The sequence below is a fragment of the Kordiimonas sp. SCSIO 12610 genome, assembly GCF_024398015.1.
Classification (GTDB): domain Bacteria; phylum Pseudomonadota; class Alphaproteobacteria; order Sphingomonadales; family Kordiimonadaceae; genus CANLMI01.
Genome location: NZ_CP073747.1, coordinates 2538687 through 2555160, shown reverse-complemented (window position 1 = coordinate 2555160; position 16474 = coordinate 2538687). Strand labels below are relative to the sequence as shown.

Below are 16474 nucleotides of genomic sequence, written 5' to 3'. Positions count from 1 at the left end.
GAGGATTCCTTTTCAAGGTGGGAAGCAGGGAGCAAACGCTTCCAATATAACCGCCCAGTATTGGGCATAATGACAACTTTAAAGGAGATAAAAATGCAAATTTCTGAGTTAAATATAAATGAGATTGAAATGGTGAATGGCGGTGCAGGTTCAGTAGAATCATACTTTGATCCTGTAACGGGCCAAGAGAGATTTTTCTTTTCACCTTGTGCAACAACTGGTCCAAATACGGTTCCTGATCGGCCAAAAGTTCCTAGCCAACCAGCAATGTAACTTCAATAGGCTAGTCGTATAGTAAAATATGCAAGATCATTTTCTAAATTTATCAGGGCGTTCACGCCTTCCGGTCATTCGTCAGAATGAAGCGGCGGAATGTGGTCTTGCATCACTTGCGATGGTGGCGGGGTATTACGGGTATCGAACCGACCTCGCTACCCTTCGTCGTAAATACGCGACCTCCATGCAGGGCATGACCTTGCGTTCTGTCATGGATGTAGCGACAAAGCTTGATTTCACAACAAGGCCGGTGAAATTGCCGCTCGAGGCTGTTGATCAACTCAGATTACCTGCAGTCCTTCACTGGGGTATGAACCATTTCGTGGTTTTGAAATCTGTATCACGAAACAAATATATTGTTCATGATCCTGCCCACGGCGAACGGGTTTATAACACTGAGGACTTCTCCAAACACTTCACGGGTGTCGCGCTTGAACTAACACCAACAGAAAAGTTCAAAAAACGCGAGGAAAAAAACACCCTTAAACTCTCTGACTTATGGGGGAGAATGTTTGGGCTCAAGCGTAATCTCATTCAGGTACTTATTCTGTCAGTAGTGTTACAGCTTTTTGTGCTTGCGAGCCCTTTTTATCTTCAGATTGCTGTTGACGAAGTTCTGACCACATTTGATACTGATCTTTTGCTTGTGCTGGCACTCGGTTTTGGTGGTTTTACACTTATCAACATGGTGGCGCAGACGCTCCGAGGCTATGTGCTCTTATACTTCGGCAGTATGCTCTCCTTCCAGATGGTGGGGAACTTGTTCCGCCACCTCCTCAAGCTGCCAGTCGACTTTTTTGAGAAACGCCATATTGGCGATATTGTCTCGCGCTTTGGCTCCATGACACCAATTAAGAATATGCTGACGGAAGGCCTAATTGCCAGCCTCATTGATGGCCTGATGGCGCTGACCACTCTGATCCTGATGTTTGTCTATAGCCCAACCTTAGCTGCGATCGCGCTTGGCGCGTGGGGGCTATATTTTGCGCTTCGTATGGCGTCCTACAAGCCATTTCGCACCCGGCAGGAAGATGTGATTGTGGCGCAGGCAAAAGAGCAAACCACCTTTATGGAGAGCGTGCGTGGGATCACGAGCCTGAAGCTGTTTGGCGGCGAGGAAGAGCGACAACGCTTCTGGCAGAACCGCTATGCGGATACAATCAATGAGAATGCCAAATTCCAGAAACTAAGCATCTGGTTCGGGAGTGCGAACGCTGGCATCTTCGGAATTGAACTGATTATCCTCGTGTATGTTGCTGTTAATCTGGTGCTTGCTGGTGATGGTTTTACCGTTGGGATGATCTTCGCCTTCATGTCCTATAAGCGCAACTTCACAGAGAAAGCTTCCGCGCTAGTAGAACGTGCGATTGAGTTCAGAATGCTTGGCCTTCATCTGGAGCGGATTGCGGATATCGCGCACGCGGATGAAGAGCAAACCAATAGCGAACTGTCAAACGCGATTGACCAACAACCGATCACGGGTGCGATATCATGCGAAAATATCCAGTATCGGTATGCAATGGATGGTCCTGATGTGCTGCGGAACATTAATCTGGATATCAAAGCAGGGGAAAGCGTTGCTATTGTCGGGCAATCGGGCTGTGGTAAGACCACCCTCCTGAAGATCATGACGGGCCTGTTTAAGCCAACAGCAGGCAATGTTTTAATCGATGGCAAATCGATTAATGAATACGGCCTCACGGCTTTCAGAAAACAAATCGGCGTTGTGATGCAGGAAGATGATCTGTTTGCGGGGTCAATCGCCGAGAATATCTCTTTCTTTGATGATAGTGCGGATATGCCATCCATCATCAGGGCCGCCAAGCAGGCGATGATCCATGATGAGATTATGGCGATGCCGATGAATTATGAAAGTCTTGTTGGTGATATGGGTTCAACCCTATCGGGCGGCCAGAAACAGCGTTTGATGCTTGCGCGCGCCTTGTACCGCAACCCAAAGATACTGTTTATGGATGAAGGTACAGCACACTTGGATGTGGAAACCGAGCGCATGGTCAATGCCTCAATCGCGAACCTCGGTATTACCCGTATCATTATCGCCCACAGACCGGAAACTATAAAGTCGGCAAAACGCGTAATGGCCATGCAAAATGGTGTGTTGCAAGAGGTTTTTATCGCTGACGAGACAGATCTGCAACATGTCAGTAATCTTAAGCCGTCAAATGAAGAAATAACCAAACCGAACAAGAAGAAAACTACAGGCATTAATGCTCCCGCTTTTTAAGGACGAAATCCATGAATATTCAAACACCGATTATTGATATCGAAGCTGAAGATGCCTTTACAAAGGCTGTGCATGAATTAATGACCATCACCAAGATGAATTTGATGGTTGGTCAGATGGTGCTGGGTATGCGAGAGCGCAGTAAAGCCTCCATCACTCAAGGATCGCCAAATGCAGACCCTGAGGCACTAGCTATGACCTTGAAAGTATTTGAGGAAGAGTTTGCGAAAGAAGCGCCGAGCCTGCTTTCAAAAGTGGCTGAACTTTATAAAAAAGCCTTCGCAGAAGATGAAATTAACCAAGTGCTCAGTTTCTATCGTTCTGATATTGGGCAGAAATTTTTAAGCGGCTCCGCTTCGATGGAACAAGGGATGCAGCAGCTAGTGCAATCATGGGGACAAGCTGCAAGCAAGGCCGCGTTTGAGCGTGCAACAAAACGTGTGAACGAAGACTAAACAGAATTATGGAGTTGTATAAGATGCTAAAGCAAACGGTTTTTAATCACTACAGCTTCATTAAAGGGCTTCATGTTGATCGAGTGACTATCTCGATTGATTTGAAGGCTGGCATCAATGGTGATGGTCAGCAATTAAGTTGGAACCAGTAGCAGCAAACCACTGGCTCCGATCCACATTAACTTAATATGGAGTATGTTATGAAGACTATGGATCTAACTTTAGATGAGCAAAATTCTGTTTCTGGAGGCACTGTTGATTTGTCAGCAGCAGGTTTCGAAGAAGGCCAGTTTGTGATTTTAAATCCGTTCCCAGATGAGCTTGCGAACCCAGTGCAGGCACAAAGAATCACATTCTTTACTACTAATGGTAATGGTGATGTAGATCAAATTTTTGTTTAAGATTTTTTTGTATTCGGTACCTATATAGTGCCGAATACAGATTTATGGATGAAGGAACAGCATACTTGGATGTTGAAACCGAACAATAAGAAAACAGCAGGCATTAATGCCCCCGTTTTTTAGGGATGAAATCCATGAATATTCAAACACCGATTATTGATATCGAAGCTGAAGATGCCTTTACAAAGGCTGTGCATGAATTAATGACCATTACCAAGATGAATTTGATGATCGGTCAGATGGTGCTGGGCATGCACGAGCGCAGCAAAGCCTCCATAACTCAAGGATCACCAAATGCAGACCCTGAGGCACTAGCTGTGACCTTGAGAGTCTTTGAGGAAGAGTTTGCAAAAGAAGCGCCAAGCCTGCTGTCCGAGGTGGCAGAGCTATATAAAAAAGCCTTCACAGAAGACGAAATTAATCAAGTGCTCAGTTTCTATCGTTCTGATATTGGGCAGAAATTTTTAAGTGGCTCCGCATCGATGGAACAAGGAATGCAGCAGCTAGTACAATCATGGGGGCAAGCTGCAAGTAAGGCCGCGTTTGAGCGCGCGACACAGAGCGTGAACGGAGAATGAACAGAATTATGAAGTTGTATAAGATGCTAAAGCAAACGGTTTTTAATCACTACAGCTTCATTAAAGGGCTTCATGTTGATCGAGTGACTATCTCGATTGATTTGAAGGCTGGCATCAATGGTGATGGTCAGCAATTAAGTTGGAACCAGTGGCAGCTTTCAAGACAACCACTGGCTCCGATCCATAACATTTAAGAAATGGAATTACATAATGTACACAAATACTGGAATTATGGAACTAAATGATTTTGAACTCGACTTTGTAAGCGGTGGGGACACCGCAGAAGGCTTGACGAATATTGCATCTGGCTTAGCGATTTTTGGCGGCGTGGCACTAGCTATTGCCGCTGCACCCGCAGCTGTACTGGGTAGCGGAATTTTCTTGGCAGGCGTCGGGATTTCGAGTGTTGCTTCTGGAATATTTATCGGCGTCGGCGTAGCCGAATTATTATAACTTTGGGTTATGTTAAAAAAGTGTTGGCAGTTTTCTGCCAACACATTCATTGTTAATATTCAGAATAAACATCTGTTATTCTGTTGGTTTAATGGAGCTAGATAGAAGGATATAATCAGATGACAAAGAAATACATGCTCTTTTTGGCATTTGCTTTTTTGGCTGTTGGATTAGGGCTTGGCATTGTGTTTGGTTCACTGGACCCCGCCGTAAAATCGGTAATAAAGACCGTTGGTTTCGGGACTGTTTTCCTGCTGCTAATTTGGAGTTTTACTACGGCTATAAGGCAAGATCAAGATAAGTCAGAGAACGGCTAAGTGTTAAATTGAACTATTAAAAGTTAATAAAATTGTAATTCTAGCTGAGTGATGATGCTCAAGTTTATTGCCATTTGGATAGCTGATATCAATGTTTTAGAAAGTGTTAATATCATGGAGAAGCAAATAATAATAGTTATGCTCGCGATGTTACTTGGAGTTTTGTCTATATTTGCTGCTAAAAGAATCTTTGGCACAAAGAGGAAAGATTTATCAAACTATGCAGTAATTATGGGACTAGTAGGTGTTGTTTTGATGCTCGGTTCTCTGATGCTTGGTTAGAACTTTGCGGTTCATTTATATAAGTTAGGCACTTTTTCTGTGTATTTTAGAGTTGGGGTTTTCTCCAAAAGTTCGTCTGGAATATCAAAATCTGCTCTTTAGTAAGCACTGTGTGACGAAACTAAAGATCAGTTCACTTTGATATCGCAGCTAAGTGCATAAGAGAATTAAGCGGGGAATGATTGTTAGATTTAAGATCAATAATCAAGCCTAGCATACAGGCTTCATGCTGCTGGGAAATAATATTCATAGTCGCTTGAGAGTGAGCGTCAATTGTGATGCTAGCAAGAAATGAGCCGGTGGACGGGATTAAACAAGCCACCAGCTCGAACCATAAGGTTAAAGAAATGGAGTATTCATGATGAGTGCTATTACTTTATCTGTCAACGAGACAGCATTCTTATAAAGCTTATAGTAGTCCTTAACGCTATAGCTTGGTCCTGTATCATTGCTAGGCATAATCGAGCTAAAAAATAATACTCCCTCAGATAATTGAAACAGGCTGATTAGCCCTTTTGTTTATACAAGGAAATAACATGTTTAAATACATTTTGGCACTTGTGCTATTTACTTTGCCGTCGTTTGCTGACGGACCAGCACTTTGGAAAATTTCAGATGAAGACACCACTATTAACATCTTGGGAACAATCCATGTTTTGAAGCCGGGCACTGTTTGGTTAAATGAGGATTTGCGCAATGTTGTCAATAAGGCAGATACTTTGTATCTGGAATTGTCGCCTGAACAACAATCACCTCAAGTAATGCAATCCTTGGCACCTAAGTATGGATTGTTGCCTGAGGGTGATAGTTTGGATAAACATTTGCCTGCTGAAGCTTATGAAAAATTGAAAACAGAGCTTGGTGCTCTTGGAATTCCAGAGCAAGGCCTCAAACGTTTCAAACCTTGGCTTGCGGGTGTTACATATGCTGGTTTTAAATTCGTAAAACTTGGATACAATCCATTGTCAGGAGTAGAAGCGACATTGACTGGTTTTGTGCAAGCGCAAGGTATTAAAATTGACGGCCTTGAAACAGCAGAATTTCAGCTTTCCCAATTTGATGGGTTAAGTGATGAAGCAGAAATTGCTTTTGTTGAGCAAATTCTTGCTGATGAAACTGCGCTTGATCAACAAATGGAAAGTATGACTGATGCCTGGATTAAGGGGGATACAAAAGCACTTGATGCACTTATAAATTCTTCAAATGATGGAACAGAAGAGATCAGAGAAAAAATCTTTTTTGAACGCAATAAGAACTGGGTAGACGACATTCAAAAAATTCTCGATAAGCCCGGCAATTATGTTATTGCTGTTGGCGCTGGTCATTTAGTTGGGGAAGGTTCTGTAATTGATTTGTTACCGCAGGCTGGAATTGAAGTTACACGAGTTCAGTAACTGTTATTGAAATGACCAATAACTTATAAAACGCCTCTTAGTTTATTCTGGAGGCGTTTATCTTGTATCGCTTTAATTATATGAAGCGACTCATTGGTTTTGACTAAGTTAAGAGAGTAACTTCACTATAATGTAGGTGTGGTGGTTTAAGGCTTTTGCTGCATTAACAAATTGATTTGGTCTTATTTGAACACTTAAAATTTTATCGATTATTTTTAGGCTGCATTCGATCAGGTTATTATACTTTTTTAACTTTAGCGAAGTGAATAAGTATGAATGTTGGTGTAAAACTATTTGGCTCTATTATTAGTATAGTTGTCAGTCTAACGTTAATTGTTAGTAATTATCAGGATGGTTGGAAAGTTGGTACATATGCGGTAGCAGGCTTACTAGGTGTTGGATGGTGTCGGTACGGTTTTAATTTTAAAGATTCTTTGGGTAGAGGACTATTGTTAGGTATTGCAATGTTGCTAACAATGGGTACTCTTTTTGATGATGTGGTTGGGATAAATAAGTCCAGAGAGATGTTAGAGCAAGCTAATCAGTATTTTTTTACTGTAAAGACAAACCGTATTTTTTACTCTCAAGGGTTTGATCGTAAAATTGTCAATAATTTCGAGAAGAATTACCTACAATATTGCTTGCCAAAATATTACCTCACTCCATACACAGCCGCCAACAATGCTGCCATATCTCTCGCTACTCCACCTGTTCTATCATTGCTGGATATTACTAGGCTTGATAAAGAGAGGCCTAATCCTTGTATGGCAACAATACAAAACTTGGCCTCCAATGCACCTGATTGGTTCTTCTCAATGTATCCTGCTATCCAATATTCTTTTGAGATTACAGGGTAAACACTGACATCAGCGGTATTGTTGATAATTAAAAAATCAGTAGAAGCAAAAAATCAACTTTTGCAATGAGCGTTTAAAATAGTCCTCGGCTACCATCATTTTCCCAATCAAAGCTGTCAATCTTCCCTGTTAGCCTAGCAAAACCTTTGCAAATCTTGCCGCAGGTATCTGACATGCATCGGGTATGATATTTCCATTATCCGCTTGTTGTGATTTTTATTACTGGTGCTACATTGCCTTCAAACTGTTGGCAGGTAACTGGTACCCTATTTGGCTGCATGTCGAGCTTAGTCGGATAGTCTGTAAAGCGGATGGTTGCTTGCGAAATAAGGAGCATTGGAATGAAATTTAAAAAGCTGGTTCTAACTGGTGCAGCAGGGCGTCTTGGGTCTTATTTACGTGAGCCTTTATCGCAAATGTGCGAGGAATTTGTATCCTCAGATATAGTGGACACTTTATCAAATCTTGCGCCTAATGAAACATATGTAAAGGCTGACCTAACCAAGCTTGATGAAATTGTTGCCTTGTTAGAGGGCGCTGATATGGTGGTTCATTTTGGTGCTATCGGCGACGAGGCTCCTATGGATGAGTTGTGGGGACCAAATTTTTACGGCGCTTATACTGTTTGGGAAGCCGCTTACCGGAATAAGGTTCGTCGTGTTGTTTATGCATCTTCAATTCATGCTGTTGGTATGCATAAAAAATCGGATTTTATTGGAATAGATGCACCGCATAGGCCAGATACGTTTTATGGGCTTGCTAAATGTTTTGCAGAGGATTTAGCGTCCCTGTACTGGGATAAACGCGGTGTCGAATCTGTTTGTATGCGAATTCTCTCCTGTGCTCAGGTTTCCAACCCTAGGGCGGTTGGGTCATGGCTTTCTTACGATGACCTTATCCATCTGGTTAAACGGGCAATTGATACGCCAATAACCGGGTTTTCCGTTGTTTATGGTGTTTCCAATAACGATAGGGCACCAGTTGATAATAGCAAAGCACAGCATTTGGGGTATCGACCAAAGGATAATGCGGAAAAATATGCTGAGGAAATCTATAAAGAATATGGTGCTTTAGACCCTCAAGACCCGTCAAATACGTGTCATGGTGGGCCTTTTGCCTCTGTTGAGTTGGGGAATAGTGGTGTTGCGTTTCTCAATCTTAACCCTGAAGACACGGCTAAATCCTGAAAGGTGTGACAGAGTTTTGATACCTGAAAGCTACATTTGACAGGTATATTTTGCGAATGTTTTTTCGGCTGATTATGAAGATGTTTAGCCGTCTTGAATTTGCTTTTAGAGCTATGTCGGGGTACTTACAGCCTCTAAGCTACATATCAGAACATTAATAGGTTATCATTCCATGACAGAAATTGAGATTGTAGAAGTTGGTGCGCGCGATGGCTTGCAGAATGAAAAGGTTATCTTCGATACCGAAGACAAGTTGAAATTGATCAATGATGCGATAGCCGCTGGCGCCCGGCGATTAGAGGTCGCAAGCTTCGTCCATCCAAAGCGGGTACCACAGATGGCAGATGCCGAGGCAGTGATCGCGGGCCTCGATGATAACCCTGAATGTACTTACATTGGCCTTGTCCTCAATAAGCGCGGATACTTTCGTGCCGTTGAAACAAAAGCCGGTGGGAAACGCGGCGTTGACGAGGTTGGGGCAGTTGCAATTGCGAGCGATACGTTTGCTGAGAAAAACCAAGGCCAAACTTCTGCGGAATCCGTGGAAATATCGAAGGATATTGTCAAACTAGCAAAAGCAGATGGTTTATCTGCTCAAATTACTATTTCTGCTTCTTTTGGGTGCCCGTTTGAAGGCGCCGTTGATGCAGATCATGTTATTGATATGGTGAAGTCTATCGCTGAAGCTGAGCCCCGCGAAATCGCCCTTGCTGATACAATCGGTGTTGGTGGACCAGGGCAGGTTGCCGATTTGTTTAACCGCGCCCGCGAAGCGGTTCCGCATATTCCGTTTAGGGCACATTTTCATAACACGCGCGGGACAGGAATTGCTAATGCCTGGGCCGCATATCAAGCGGGTGTGCATATTTTGGATGCATCGATCGGTGGATTGGGTGGTTGCCCATTCGCACCGAAAGCAACAGGGAATATTGGCACAGAGGATCTTGTTTTTATGCTGGAACGGTCTGGAATAAAAACAGATTTATCGCTCGACCAATTAATCACTCTAACAGAATGGGTCGCGGAAAAGCTTGGTCGGCCGACACCATCGGCTGTTAGTCAGGCTGGTGGCTTCTAACGAAAATACAGGGTTGATATTTAAGAATACGCTGAAACTTATGGACATAGTGCCCGCGATAGCTTTACCAATATTGATTGGGAGAAGGAGGCACTTATGGATAAGGAAAGTTCAGAAAACGCGAAAAATTATTGGCGTGCTAATATCAAGCTATTGATCAGTTTGCTTTGCGTATGGTTTGTCGTTTCTTTTGGCTTTGGAATTTTGTTACGAGACCTGTTGGATACTATCCAGTTTTTTGGCTTTAAGCTCGGGTTTTGGTTTGCACAGCAAGGTTCAATCTATGTCTTCGTTGCCTTGATTTTTATCTATGCACGATCCATGAAGCGTCTTGAAAAACGCTTCGGCTTTGACGATTAGATTAGGGGGGATTGTTCATGGACCTTTCAACCCTCACATATCTTTTTGTTGGTGTCTCGTTTGCTCTGTATATTGGTATCGCGGTCTGGTCACAGGTCGGTTCCACCAAGGAATTTTATATCGCTGGCGGCGGTGTGCACCCTGTTGTCAACGGCATGGCAACAGCCGCGGATTGGATGAGTGCTGCGTCCTTCATATCTATGGCGGGGATTATTGCCTTCATTGGTTATGATGCGTCTGTTTATCTGATGGGCTGGACAGGAGGATATGTGCTATTGGCGCTTCTGTTGGCCCCTTATCTCAGAAAGTTTGGCAAATTTACGGTCCCTGATTTTATCGGTGATCGTTATTATTCTGATTTGGCGCGCATTGTAGCAGTTATCTGTCTGATCTGCATTTCCTTCACATATGTAGCGGGGCAGATGCGCGGTGTAGGCATTGTATTTTCAAGGTTTCTTGAGGTTGATATCGATCTGGGTGTCATGATCGGGATGGCGATTGTATTTATGTATGCGGTCCTCGGTGGGATGAAAGGGATCACATACACACAGGTGGCGCAGTATTGTGTTTTGATTTTTGCTTATACGGTCCCCGCAGTTTTTATCTCGATCTTGATTACAGGAAATCCTATCCCACAATTAGGCCTCGGCGCAGAGCTTGCTGATGGTTCAAACATAAGTGTGCTCGATAAACTGGACGGTGTTTTAACCGATCTCGGCTTTGCTGCGTTTACAGAAGGCAATAAGTCAACTGTCGATATATTCGCGATCACAATGGCCTTGATGGTTGGAACGGCAGGCCTGCCGCATGTGATTGTGCGGTTTTTCACGGTGCCTAAGGTTTCTGACGCTCGGAAATCAGCCGGGTGGGCGCTCGTGTTTATCGCCATTCTTTACACAACAGCCCCTGCAGTGGGTGCGTTTGCTCGCCTGAATTTCATCAATGAAGTGAATGAAAAAACATATGCAGAGACGCCGAATTGGTTCAAAAACTGGGAGAATATCGGACTGGTTGCGTGGCAGGATAAGAACAAGGATGGAAAAATACAGTACCGCGCCGGTGCCCCATTTGAAGGGACACCCAGCTATACAGATAATCGGTCGGGTAATGGTCAGCGGATTGTCGTAAATGAGCCATCCACGTCGCCTAATGAGGTTTATGTTGACCGTGACATTATGGTGCTTGCGAACCCGGAAATCGCCAAATTACCGGATTGGGTCATTGCCCTTGTGGCGGCAGGCGCGATGGCTGCCGCACTTTCAACGGCAGCAGGCTTGTTGCTAGTTATATCCAGTTCCATCAGCCATGATCTTTTGAAGAAAACTTTCATGCCTGATATTTCCGATCGTCAGGAACTTCGTGCAGCGCGGATTGCAGCGGCACTTGCTATCATTGTTGCGGGGTATTTGGGGATCAACCCACCGGGGTTTGTTGCACAGGTTGTCGCACTTGCGTTTGGCCTCGCGGCCGCATCTCTTTTCCCTGCTATACTCATGGGGATATTTTCTAAGCGTATGAATAAGGAAGGGGCGGTTGCTGGTATGCTGTCTGGTCTCGCGTTTACGCTCGCATACATTGGTTATTTTAAGTTTTATGCACCAGGTATGAACACTGCAGAGCATTGGCTTTTTGGTATTTCACCAGAAGGTATTGGCATGATTGGTATGGTCGTTAATTTTGCGGTGGCGATACTCATTTCTAAATATACAGCTAAACCACCAGTGCATGTTGAAGAGTTGGTTGAGACAATCCGACTGCCAAGTGGAGCAGGGGCCGCACAGGACCATTAAGCTATAAAAAAGCACCGTAGGTATGATCTACGGTGCTTTTTATTAAAGGTGTTGGTCGTCGATTATTTATCTTGTTTCTCAAGAACAAGGTCGACGATCATATCGGCAGCCTCTTCTGCGCTCATCTGAACTGTATTAACCCGGATTTCAGGGTTGTTTGGTGCTTCAAATGGGCTGTCGATACCTGTGAAGTTTTTGAGCTCACCAGCGCGTGCTTTCTTGTAGAGCCCCTTAACATCACGAGCTTCTGCAACTTCAAGCGGTGTATCCACATGAATTTCAAAGAACTCGCCGTCTTCTATCATTTCACGAACCATTCTGCGCTCGGCGCGGAACGGTGATATGAAGGCGGTGATAACAATCAGACCAGAATCAGCCATAAGCTTGGCAATCTCACCGACACGACGGATATTTTCAACCCGGTCAGCATCCGTGAAACCAAGATCCTTGTTGATGCCGTGGCGGATATTATCGCCGTCCAGAAGGGCTGTGTGACGATTCATGCGGTATAGTTTTTTCTCGACAAGATTTGCGATCGTTGATTTACCAGAACCTGAAAGACCAGTGAACCATAAGACAGCCGGCTTCTGGTTTTTGAGGCTTGCATGATCATCCCGCGAGATATCAACCGCTTGCCAGTGCACATTTTGTGAGCGACGAAGCGAGAAGTTAATGAGGCCCGCGGCAACAGTCGCATTACTGATTTTATCAATCAGGATAAACCCGCCAAGTGCTTTGCTGTTTTCATAGGCATCAAACACAATTGGCTTGTCTGTCGCAAGGTTTGCTACACCAATGTCATTTAGCTCTAGCGTTTTGGCGGCTAGTTGCTGTGTCGTATTAACATCGATTTTATATTTTGGCTGGTTGACCCGCGCTGTTACCGTTTGCGTGCCGATTTTCATTAAATAGGTACGGTTTGGCAGCAGCTCGTTATCATCCATCCAGATAATGGTAGTTTCAAACTGATCTGCAACCTCAGCAGGACTATTGGAAGCAGTGATCATATCACCGCGTGAGCAATCGACTTCATCTTCGAGCGTCAGGGTAACAGATTGGCCAGCAACACCTTCTTCCAGGTCGCCATCAAACGTTACAATCCGTTCAACTTTGCTGGTTTTACCAGACGGTAGAATGCGAATGTTATCACCGGGGTTAATGGCACCGCTTTCGATCGTGCCCGAAAAGCCACGGAAATCGAGGTTAGGGCGGTTAACCCATTGGACCGGCATACGGAATGGACCAGTTTGATCTGATGTGACATCCAGTTCGACGGTTTCAAGGTGGTCGATCAGGGCTTTGCCATCATACCAATGTGTGTTTTCCGATTTCGCAGCGATATTATCGCCCGCAAGGCCCGAGATTGGAATGGCAGTGAAGTTTTCAATGCCAATGCTTTGCCCAAATTCGGTATAATCGTCAATAATGGCTTGGTATTTTGCCTGATCGTAATCGATCAAATCCATTTTGTTCACAGCGAGAACGATGTTCTTTATACCGATTAGCTTACAGGCATAGCTGTGACGGCGTGTTTGCGTTAGTACGCCCTTACGTGCATCAATCAGGATAATCGCGAGGTCTGCGGTCGATGCACCCGTTACCATATTGCGGGTGTATTGTTCGTGGCCTGGTGTATCAGCCACGATGAACTTACGTTTTTCTGTCGCGAAGAAACGGTAAGCGACATCAATCGTAATACCTTGTTCCTGCTCTGCGGCAAGCCCATCCACAAGAAGCGCGAAGTCGATATTCTGCCCTTGTGTACCGACGCGCTTTGAAGCAGCCTCAAGTGCGGCCAGTTGATCTTCGAAGATCATCTTGCTGTCATAGAGTAAGCGACCGATCAGTGTAGATTTACCATCATCAACCGAACCGCAGGTAATGAAACGCAGAAGCGACTTGTGCTGGTGCTGTTTGAGGTACGCATCGATATCTTCAGCAGCCAGTTCTGATGTTTTGTATGAAGAGTTTTGGTCATTCGTCATGATTAGAAATACCCTTCCTGCTTTTTCTTTTCCATGCTCGCGGCTTCTTCTTTGTCGATCGCTCGGCCTTGTCGCTCCGACGTGGTGGTCAAAAGCATTTCCTGAATAATTTCCGGTAGCGTTGTTGCGGTGCTTTCAACTGCACCTGTCAATGGATAACATCCAAGGGTTCTGAAACGGATCGACTTTTCAACCGGTGTTTCACCATCTTCGAGACGGAAGCGGTCATCGTCGACCATCAATGTTAAGCCATCACGCTCTACGGTTGGACGAGGTGCAGAAAAATACAGGTCTACGATTGGAATATCGTTCAAGTGGATATATTGCCAAACATCGAGCTCGGTCCAGTTGGAAATTGGGAACACACGGATGCTTTCATCCTTTGCTTTACGGGCATTATATAGTTTCCAAAGTTCTGGCCGCTGATTTTTGGGATCCCAGCGATTACTCGCTGAACGGAAGCTGAAAATACGCTCTTTTGCGCGGGATTTTTCTTCATCGCGGCGAGCACCACCAAATGCGGCGTCAAACTTGTAATGGCTAAGCGCTTGCTTGAGGCCTTCGGTTTTCCACATATCAGTATGAGCAGAGCCGTGATCAAACGGATTAATGCCGCGCTCAACGGCTTCAGGGTTCTGCCAGATCAGTAGTTCCATCCCTGCTTCACGAGCCATGCGTTCACGCATCTCATACATGGCCTGGAATTTCCAGGTTGTGTCAACATGCAAAAGTGGGAATGGTGGAGGCGATGGATAAAATGCCTTGCGGGCGAGGTGTAGCATTACCGCACTATCCTTACCGACAGAATATAGCATCACGGGCTTTTCAGCCTCGGATGCGACTTCTCTTAGAATGTGGATGCTTTCAGCTTCCAGTCTTTCCAAGTGTGTGAGTGAGCGTGTCATTTTTCCATGCTTTCAAAAGTCAGTTAATCATTCACTTATACAACAATAAAACAAATGAAGTGAATGTTAGGTCTTATCTAACAAATAAGACTACATGTTATAATTTGTTAATTTAAGGGGCTTATGTATTGATCGCATAGAATTATGTCTATTCGTTTTTATGTGAGAATAGACAACATTATGTAATCTGATGTGAAAGATTGAATAATCTGATGGGTAAAAGTGGTCAGGTTTTTTGCAGGCGAATTGAATTAGCGGGGTTTAAATGACGATTTTAACGATAAAAACACAGGCACTTTCAGATCAGAAACCCGGAACATCAGGTCTTCGAAAAAAAGTGAAACAATTTCAGAAAAAGCATTATCTGGAAAATTTTGTTCAATCGATATTCTCTGCCATTAATTGCCCGGAAAACTCAACTTTAGTTGTTGGCGGGGATGGTCGATATCATAATGAAACTGCCATTCAAACAATATTAAAAATGGCTGCTGCCAACGGGATTAAGCGCGTTTTGGTTGGGCAGAATGGTTTGTTATCAACACCTGCGGTATCCAATCTTATTCGTAAATACGGGTGTGTTGGTGGTATTGTTTTGTCTGCTAGTCATAATCCAGGCGGCCCAAACGGTGATTTTGGCATTAAATTTAATGCGTCTAACGGTGGGCCTGCGCCAGAAGCCGTCACTGATGCCATTTACACGATTTCAAAATCAATCTCAGAATATCATATCTGTGATGTCGTTGATGTGGATTTAAATGCAATTGGTAAAACTCAATTGGATGATATGACTGTGGAAATTATTGATCCAGTTTCTGATTATCAGAAAATGATGGAAAGCCTGTTCGACTTTGATGCCATTCGTTCTTTATTTGCGACTGGGTTCACAATGAAATTTGATGCCATGCATGCCATCACGGGACCCTATGCCAAAGCAATTTTTGAAGATTGTTTGGGGGCGAGGGAAGGTTCGGTCATTAATTCTAAGCCTCTCCCTGATTTCGGTGGTTGTCACCCTGATCCAAACCCAGTTTACGCTAAGGAGCTTGTTGATCACATGTTTGGTGATGAAGCTTCTGATTTTGGTGCTGCTTCTGACGGCGATGGGGATAGGAATATCATACTTGGGACGGGTATATATGTCGCGCCGTCCGATAGTTTGGCTATTTTAACCGCAAATGCGCATTTAGCACCTGCTTATAAAGAGGGGGTCTGTGGTGCTGCTCGCTCTATGCCAACAAGTATGGCAATAGACCGTGTTGCTGACAAACTAGGAATACCATGTTTTGAAACACCGACAGGATGGAAGTTTTTTGGAAACCTGTTAGATGCGGGCAAAATAACGATTTGCGGAGAAGAGAGTGCGGGTACCGGATCCGATCATGTTCGCGAAAAAGATGGTGTTTGGGCAGTTCTATTGTGGCTAAATATACTTGCTGTCACCCAAAAGAGCGTTTTGGAAATAATAACAGATCATTGGAATGCATATGGCCGAAACTATTATTCGCGCCATGATTATGAAGCGATTGATAAGGGCGTCGCTGAGGCTTTGATGAGCGGACTACGTTCCCGAAAGAATACTTTAGTTGGGACAAAACAGGGGGATGAGGTTGTCGCTACGGTAGATGATTTTGAATATCATGACCCAGTTGACGGCTCCATTGCATCAAAGCAGGGCATTCGTGTAATTTTTGAAAGTGGTAGCCGAATTGTGTTTCGTTTGTCGGGTACAGGAACAGACGGCGCCACATTACGTGTTTACCTTGAGCGATATCAGGATGTTGACAGCGATCTCGCTTTGGAAACTCAAACGGCGTTAGAGGCTATAATTTCTGCTGCAGATAATATCGCTGAAATATCGAAGCTGACAGGAATGTCTGAGCCTACCGTTATTTCCTAGTCATAGAAATATCG

19 protein-coding genes are annotated in these 16474 nt (G+C 44.2%); 17 read left to right on the top strand and 2 right to left on the bottom strand.

Features of this window, described 5'->3' with window-relative positions:
- Nucleotides 1–93 precede the first annotated feature (93 nt).
- From KFF44_RS12070 to KFF44_RS11995, 16 genes are all read left to right on the top strand, one after another.
- Nucleotides 94–273 carry a hypothetical protein gene (locus tag KFF44_RS12070; RefSeq protein WP_255934542.1) on the top strand — a complete coding sequence of 60 codons (180 nt, stop codon included), beginning with the start codon at nt 94–96 and terminating at the stop codon, nt 271–273.
- Nucleotides 274–301: 28 nt separating this feature from the next.
- On the top strand, nt 302–2521 hold the full coding sequence (locus KFF44_RS12065) for a peptidase domain-containing ABC transporter (RefSeq protein ID WP_255934541.1): 2220 nt from the start codon (nt 302–304) through the stop codon (nt 2519–2521).
- Nucleotides 2522–2532: 11 nt separating this feature from the next.
- Entirely contained in the window at nt 2533–2976 is a 444-nt protein-coding gene (locus tag KFF44_RS12060; RefSeq protein WP_255934540.1) for a DUF2059 domain-containing protein, read from the top strand.
- Nucleotides 2977–2999: 23 nt separating this feature from the next.
- Nucleotides 3000–3128, top strand: a complete 129-nt coding sequence (locus KFF44_RS12055) for a hypothetical protein (RefSeq protein ID WP_255934539.1) — start codon at nt 3000–3002, stop codon at nt 3126–3128.
- Between the two features lie 48 nt (nt 3129–3176).
- On the top strand, nt 3177–3377 hold the full coding sequence (locus KFF44_RS12050) for a hypothetical protein (protein ID WP_255934538.1): 201 nt from the start codon (nt 3177–3179) through the stop codon (nt 3375–3377).
- 134 nt (nt 3378–3511) lie between these two features.
- Nucleotides 3512–3955: a DUF2059 domain-containing protein gene (locus KFF44_RS12045; RefSeq protein WP_255934537.1), complete on the top strand. Its 444-nt coding sequence runs from the start codon at nt 3512–3514 to the stop codon at nt 3953–3955.
- 8 nt (nt 3956–3963) lie between these two features.
- Entirely contained in the window at nt 3964–4149 is a 186-nt protein-coding gene (locus tag KFF44_RS12040) for a hypothetical protein (RefSeq protein ID WP_255934536.1), read from the top strand.
- Between the two features lie 16 nt (nt 4150–4165).
- Nucleotides 4166–4408, top strand: coding sequence for a hypothetical protein (locus KFF44_RS12035; protein ID WP_255934535.1), 243 nt, complete (start codon nt 4166–4168; stop codon nt 4406–4408).
- A gap of 119 nt (nt 4409–4527) precedes the next feature.
- A complete protein-coding gene (locus KFF44_RS12030; RefSeq protein WP_255934534.1) occupies nt 4528–4725 on the top strand; it encodes a hypothetical protein in 198 nt (65 codons plus the stop codon).
- A gap of 51 nt (nt 4726–4776) precedes the next feature.
- Nucleotides 4777–5007, top strand: coding sequence for a hypothetical protein (locus KFF44_RS12025; protein ID WP_255934533.1), 231 nt, complete (start codon nt 4777–4779; stop codon nt 5005–5007).
- Between the two features lie 536 nt (nt 5008–5543).
- Entirely contained in the window at nt 5544–6401 is an 858-nt protein-coding gene (locus tag KFF44_RS12020) for a TraB/GumN family protein (RefSeq protein ID WP_255934532.1), read from the top strand.
- 272 nt (nt 6402–6673) lie between these two features.
- Nucleotides 6674–7258, top strand: coding sequence for a hypothetical protein (locus KFF44_RS12015; protein ID WP_255934531.1), 585 nt, complete (start codon nt 6674–6676; stop codon nt 7256–7258).
- A gap of 341 nt (nt 7259–7599) precedes the next feature.
- Entirely contained in the window at nt 7600–8445 is an 846-nt protein-coding gene (locus KFF44_RS12010; protein ID WP_255934530.1) for an NAD(P)-dependent oxidoreductase, read from the top strand.
- 172 nt (nt 8446–8617) lie between these two features.
- Entirely contained in the window at nt 8618–9523 is a 906-nt protein-coding gene (locus KFF44_RS12005; protein WP_255934529.1) for a hydroxymethylglutaryl-CoA lyase, read from the top strand.
- A gap of 96 nt (nt 9524–9619) precedes the next feature.
- The gene (locus KFF44_RS12000) at nt 9620–9883 is read left to right on the top strand and encodes a DUF4212 domain-containing protein (protein WP_255934528.1); all 264 of its coding nucleotides are present in this window, start codon (nt 9620–9622) and stop codon (nt 9881–9883) included.
- A 17-nt stretch (nt 9884–9900) separates the two neighbouring features.
- Complete coding sequence (locus KFF44_RS11995; RefSeq protein ID WP_255934526.1) at nt 9901–11673, top strand: sodium:solute symporter family protein; 1773 nt, start codon at nt 9901–9903, stop codon at nt 11671–11673.
- Nucleotides 11674–11735: 62 nt separating this feature from the next.
- On the opposite strand, the gene cysN is transcribed toward KFF44_RS11995, so the two are convergent.
- Nucleotides 11736–13658 carry a sulfate adenylyltransferase subunit CysN gene (gene cysN, locus KFF44_RS11990; protein WP_255934524.1) on the bottom strand — a complete coding sequence of 641 codons (1923 nt, stop codon included), beginning with the start codon at nt 13656–13658 and terminating at the stop codon, nt 11736–11738.
- A 2-nt stretch (nt 13659–13660) separates the two neighbouring features.
- Nucleotides 13661–14563 (bottom strand): sulfate adenylyltransferase subunit CysD, encoded by a 903-nt coding sequence (cysD, locus tag KFF44_RS11985; RefSeq protein ID WP_255934522.1) that lies wholly within the window; start codon nt 14561–14563, stop codon nt 13661–13663.
- A 265-nt stretch (nt 14564–14828) separates the two neighbouring features.
- Here cysD and KFF44_RS11980 point away from each other — a divergent pair, with 265 nt between their 5' ends.
- Complete coding sequence (locus KFF44_RS11980; protein ID WP_255934521.1) at nt 14829–16460, top strand: alpha-D-glucose phosphate-specific phosphoglucomutase; 1632 nt, start codon at nt 14829–14831, stop codon at nt 16458–16460.
- Nucleotides 16461–16474 lie beyond the last annotated feature (14 nt).

Coding starts and splice junctions, on each gene's coding strand:
- KFF44_RS12070 (WP_255934542.1), top strand. CDS start 94: ATGCAAATTTCTGAGTTAAATATAAATGAGATTGAAATGGTGAATGGC.
- KFF44_RS12065 (WP_255934541.1), top strand. CDS start 302: ATGCAAGATCATTTTCTAAATTTATCAGGGCGTTCACGCCTTCCGGTC.
- KFF44_RS12060 (WP_255934540.1), top strand. CDS start 2,533: ATGAATATTCAAACACCGATTATTGATATCGAAGCTGAAGATGCCTTT.
- KFF44_RS12055 (WP_255934539.1), top strand. CDS start 3,000: ATGCTAAAGCAAACGGTTTTTAATCACTACAGCTTCATTAAAGGGCTT.
- KFF44_RS12050 (WP_255934538.1), top strand. CDS start 3,177: ATGAAGACTATGGATCTAACTTTAGATGAGCAAAATTCTGTTTCTGGA.
- KFF44_RS12045 (WP_255934537.1), top strand. CDS start 3,512: ATGAATATTCAAACACCGATTATTGATATCGAAGCTGAAGATGCCTTT.
- KFF44_RS12040 (WP_255934536.1), top strand. CDS start 3,964: ATGAAGTTGTATAAGATGCTAAAGCAAACGGTTTTTAATCACTACAGC.
- KFF44_RS12035 (WP_255934535.1), top strand. CDS start 4,166: ATGTACACAAATACTGGAATTATGGAACTAAATGATTTTGAACTCGAC.
- KFF44_RS12030 (WP_255934534.1), top strand. CDS start 4,528: ATGACAAAGAAATACATGCTCTTTTTGGCATTTGCTTTTTTGGCTGTT.
- KFF44_RS12025 (WP_255934533.1), top strand. CDS start 4,777: ATGATGCTCAAGTTTATTGCCATTTGGATAGCTGATATCAATGTTTTA.
- KFF44_RS12020 (WP_255934532.1), top strand. CDS start 5,544: ATGTTTAAATACATTTTGGCACTTGTGCTATTTACTTTGCCGTCGTTT.
- KFF44_RS12015 (WP_255934531.1), top strand. CDS start 6,674: ATGAATGTTGGTGTAAAACTATTTGGCTCTATTATTAGTATAGTTGTC.
- KFF44_RS12010 (WP_255934530.1), top strand. CDS start 7,600: ATGAAATTTAAAAAGCTGGTTCTAACTGGTGCAGCAGGGCGTCTTGGG.
- KFF44_RS12005 (WP_255934529.1), top strand. CDS start 8,618: ATGACAGAAATTGAGATTGTAGAAGTTGGTGCGCGCGATGGCTTGCAG.
- KFF44_RS12000 (WP_255934528.1), top strand. CDS start 9,620: ATGGATAAGGAAAGTTCAGAAAACGCGAAAAATTATTGGCGTGCTAAT.
- KFF44_RS11995 (WP_255934526.1), top strand. CDS start 9,901: ATGGACCTTTCAACCCTCACATATCTTTTTGTTGGTGTCTCGTTTGCT.
- cysN (WP_255934524.1), bottom strand. CDS start 13,658: ATGACGAATGACCAAAACTCTTCATACAAAACATCAGAACTGGCTGCT.
- cysD (WP_255934522.1), bottom strand. CDS start 14,563: ATGACACGCTCACTCACACACTTGGAAAGACTGGAAGCTGAAAGCATC.
- KFF44_RS11980 (WP_255934521.1), top strand. CDS start 14,829: ATGACGATTTTAACGATAAAAACACAGGCACTTTCAGATCAGAAACCC.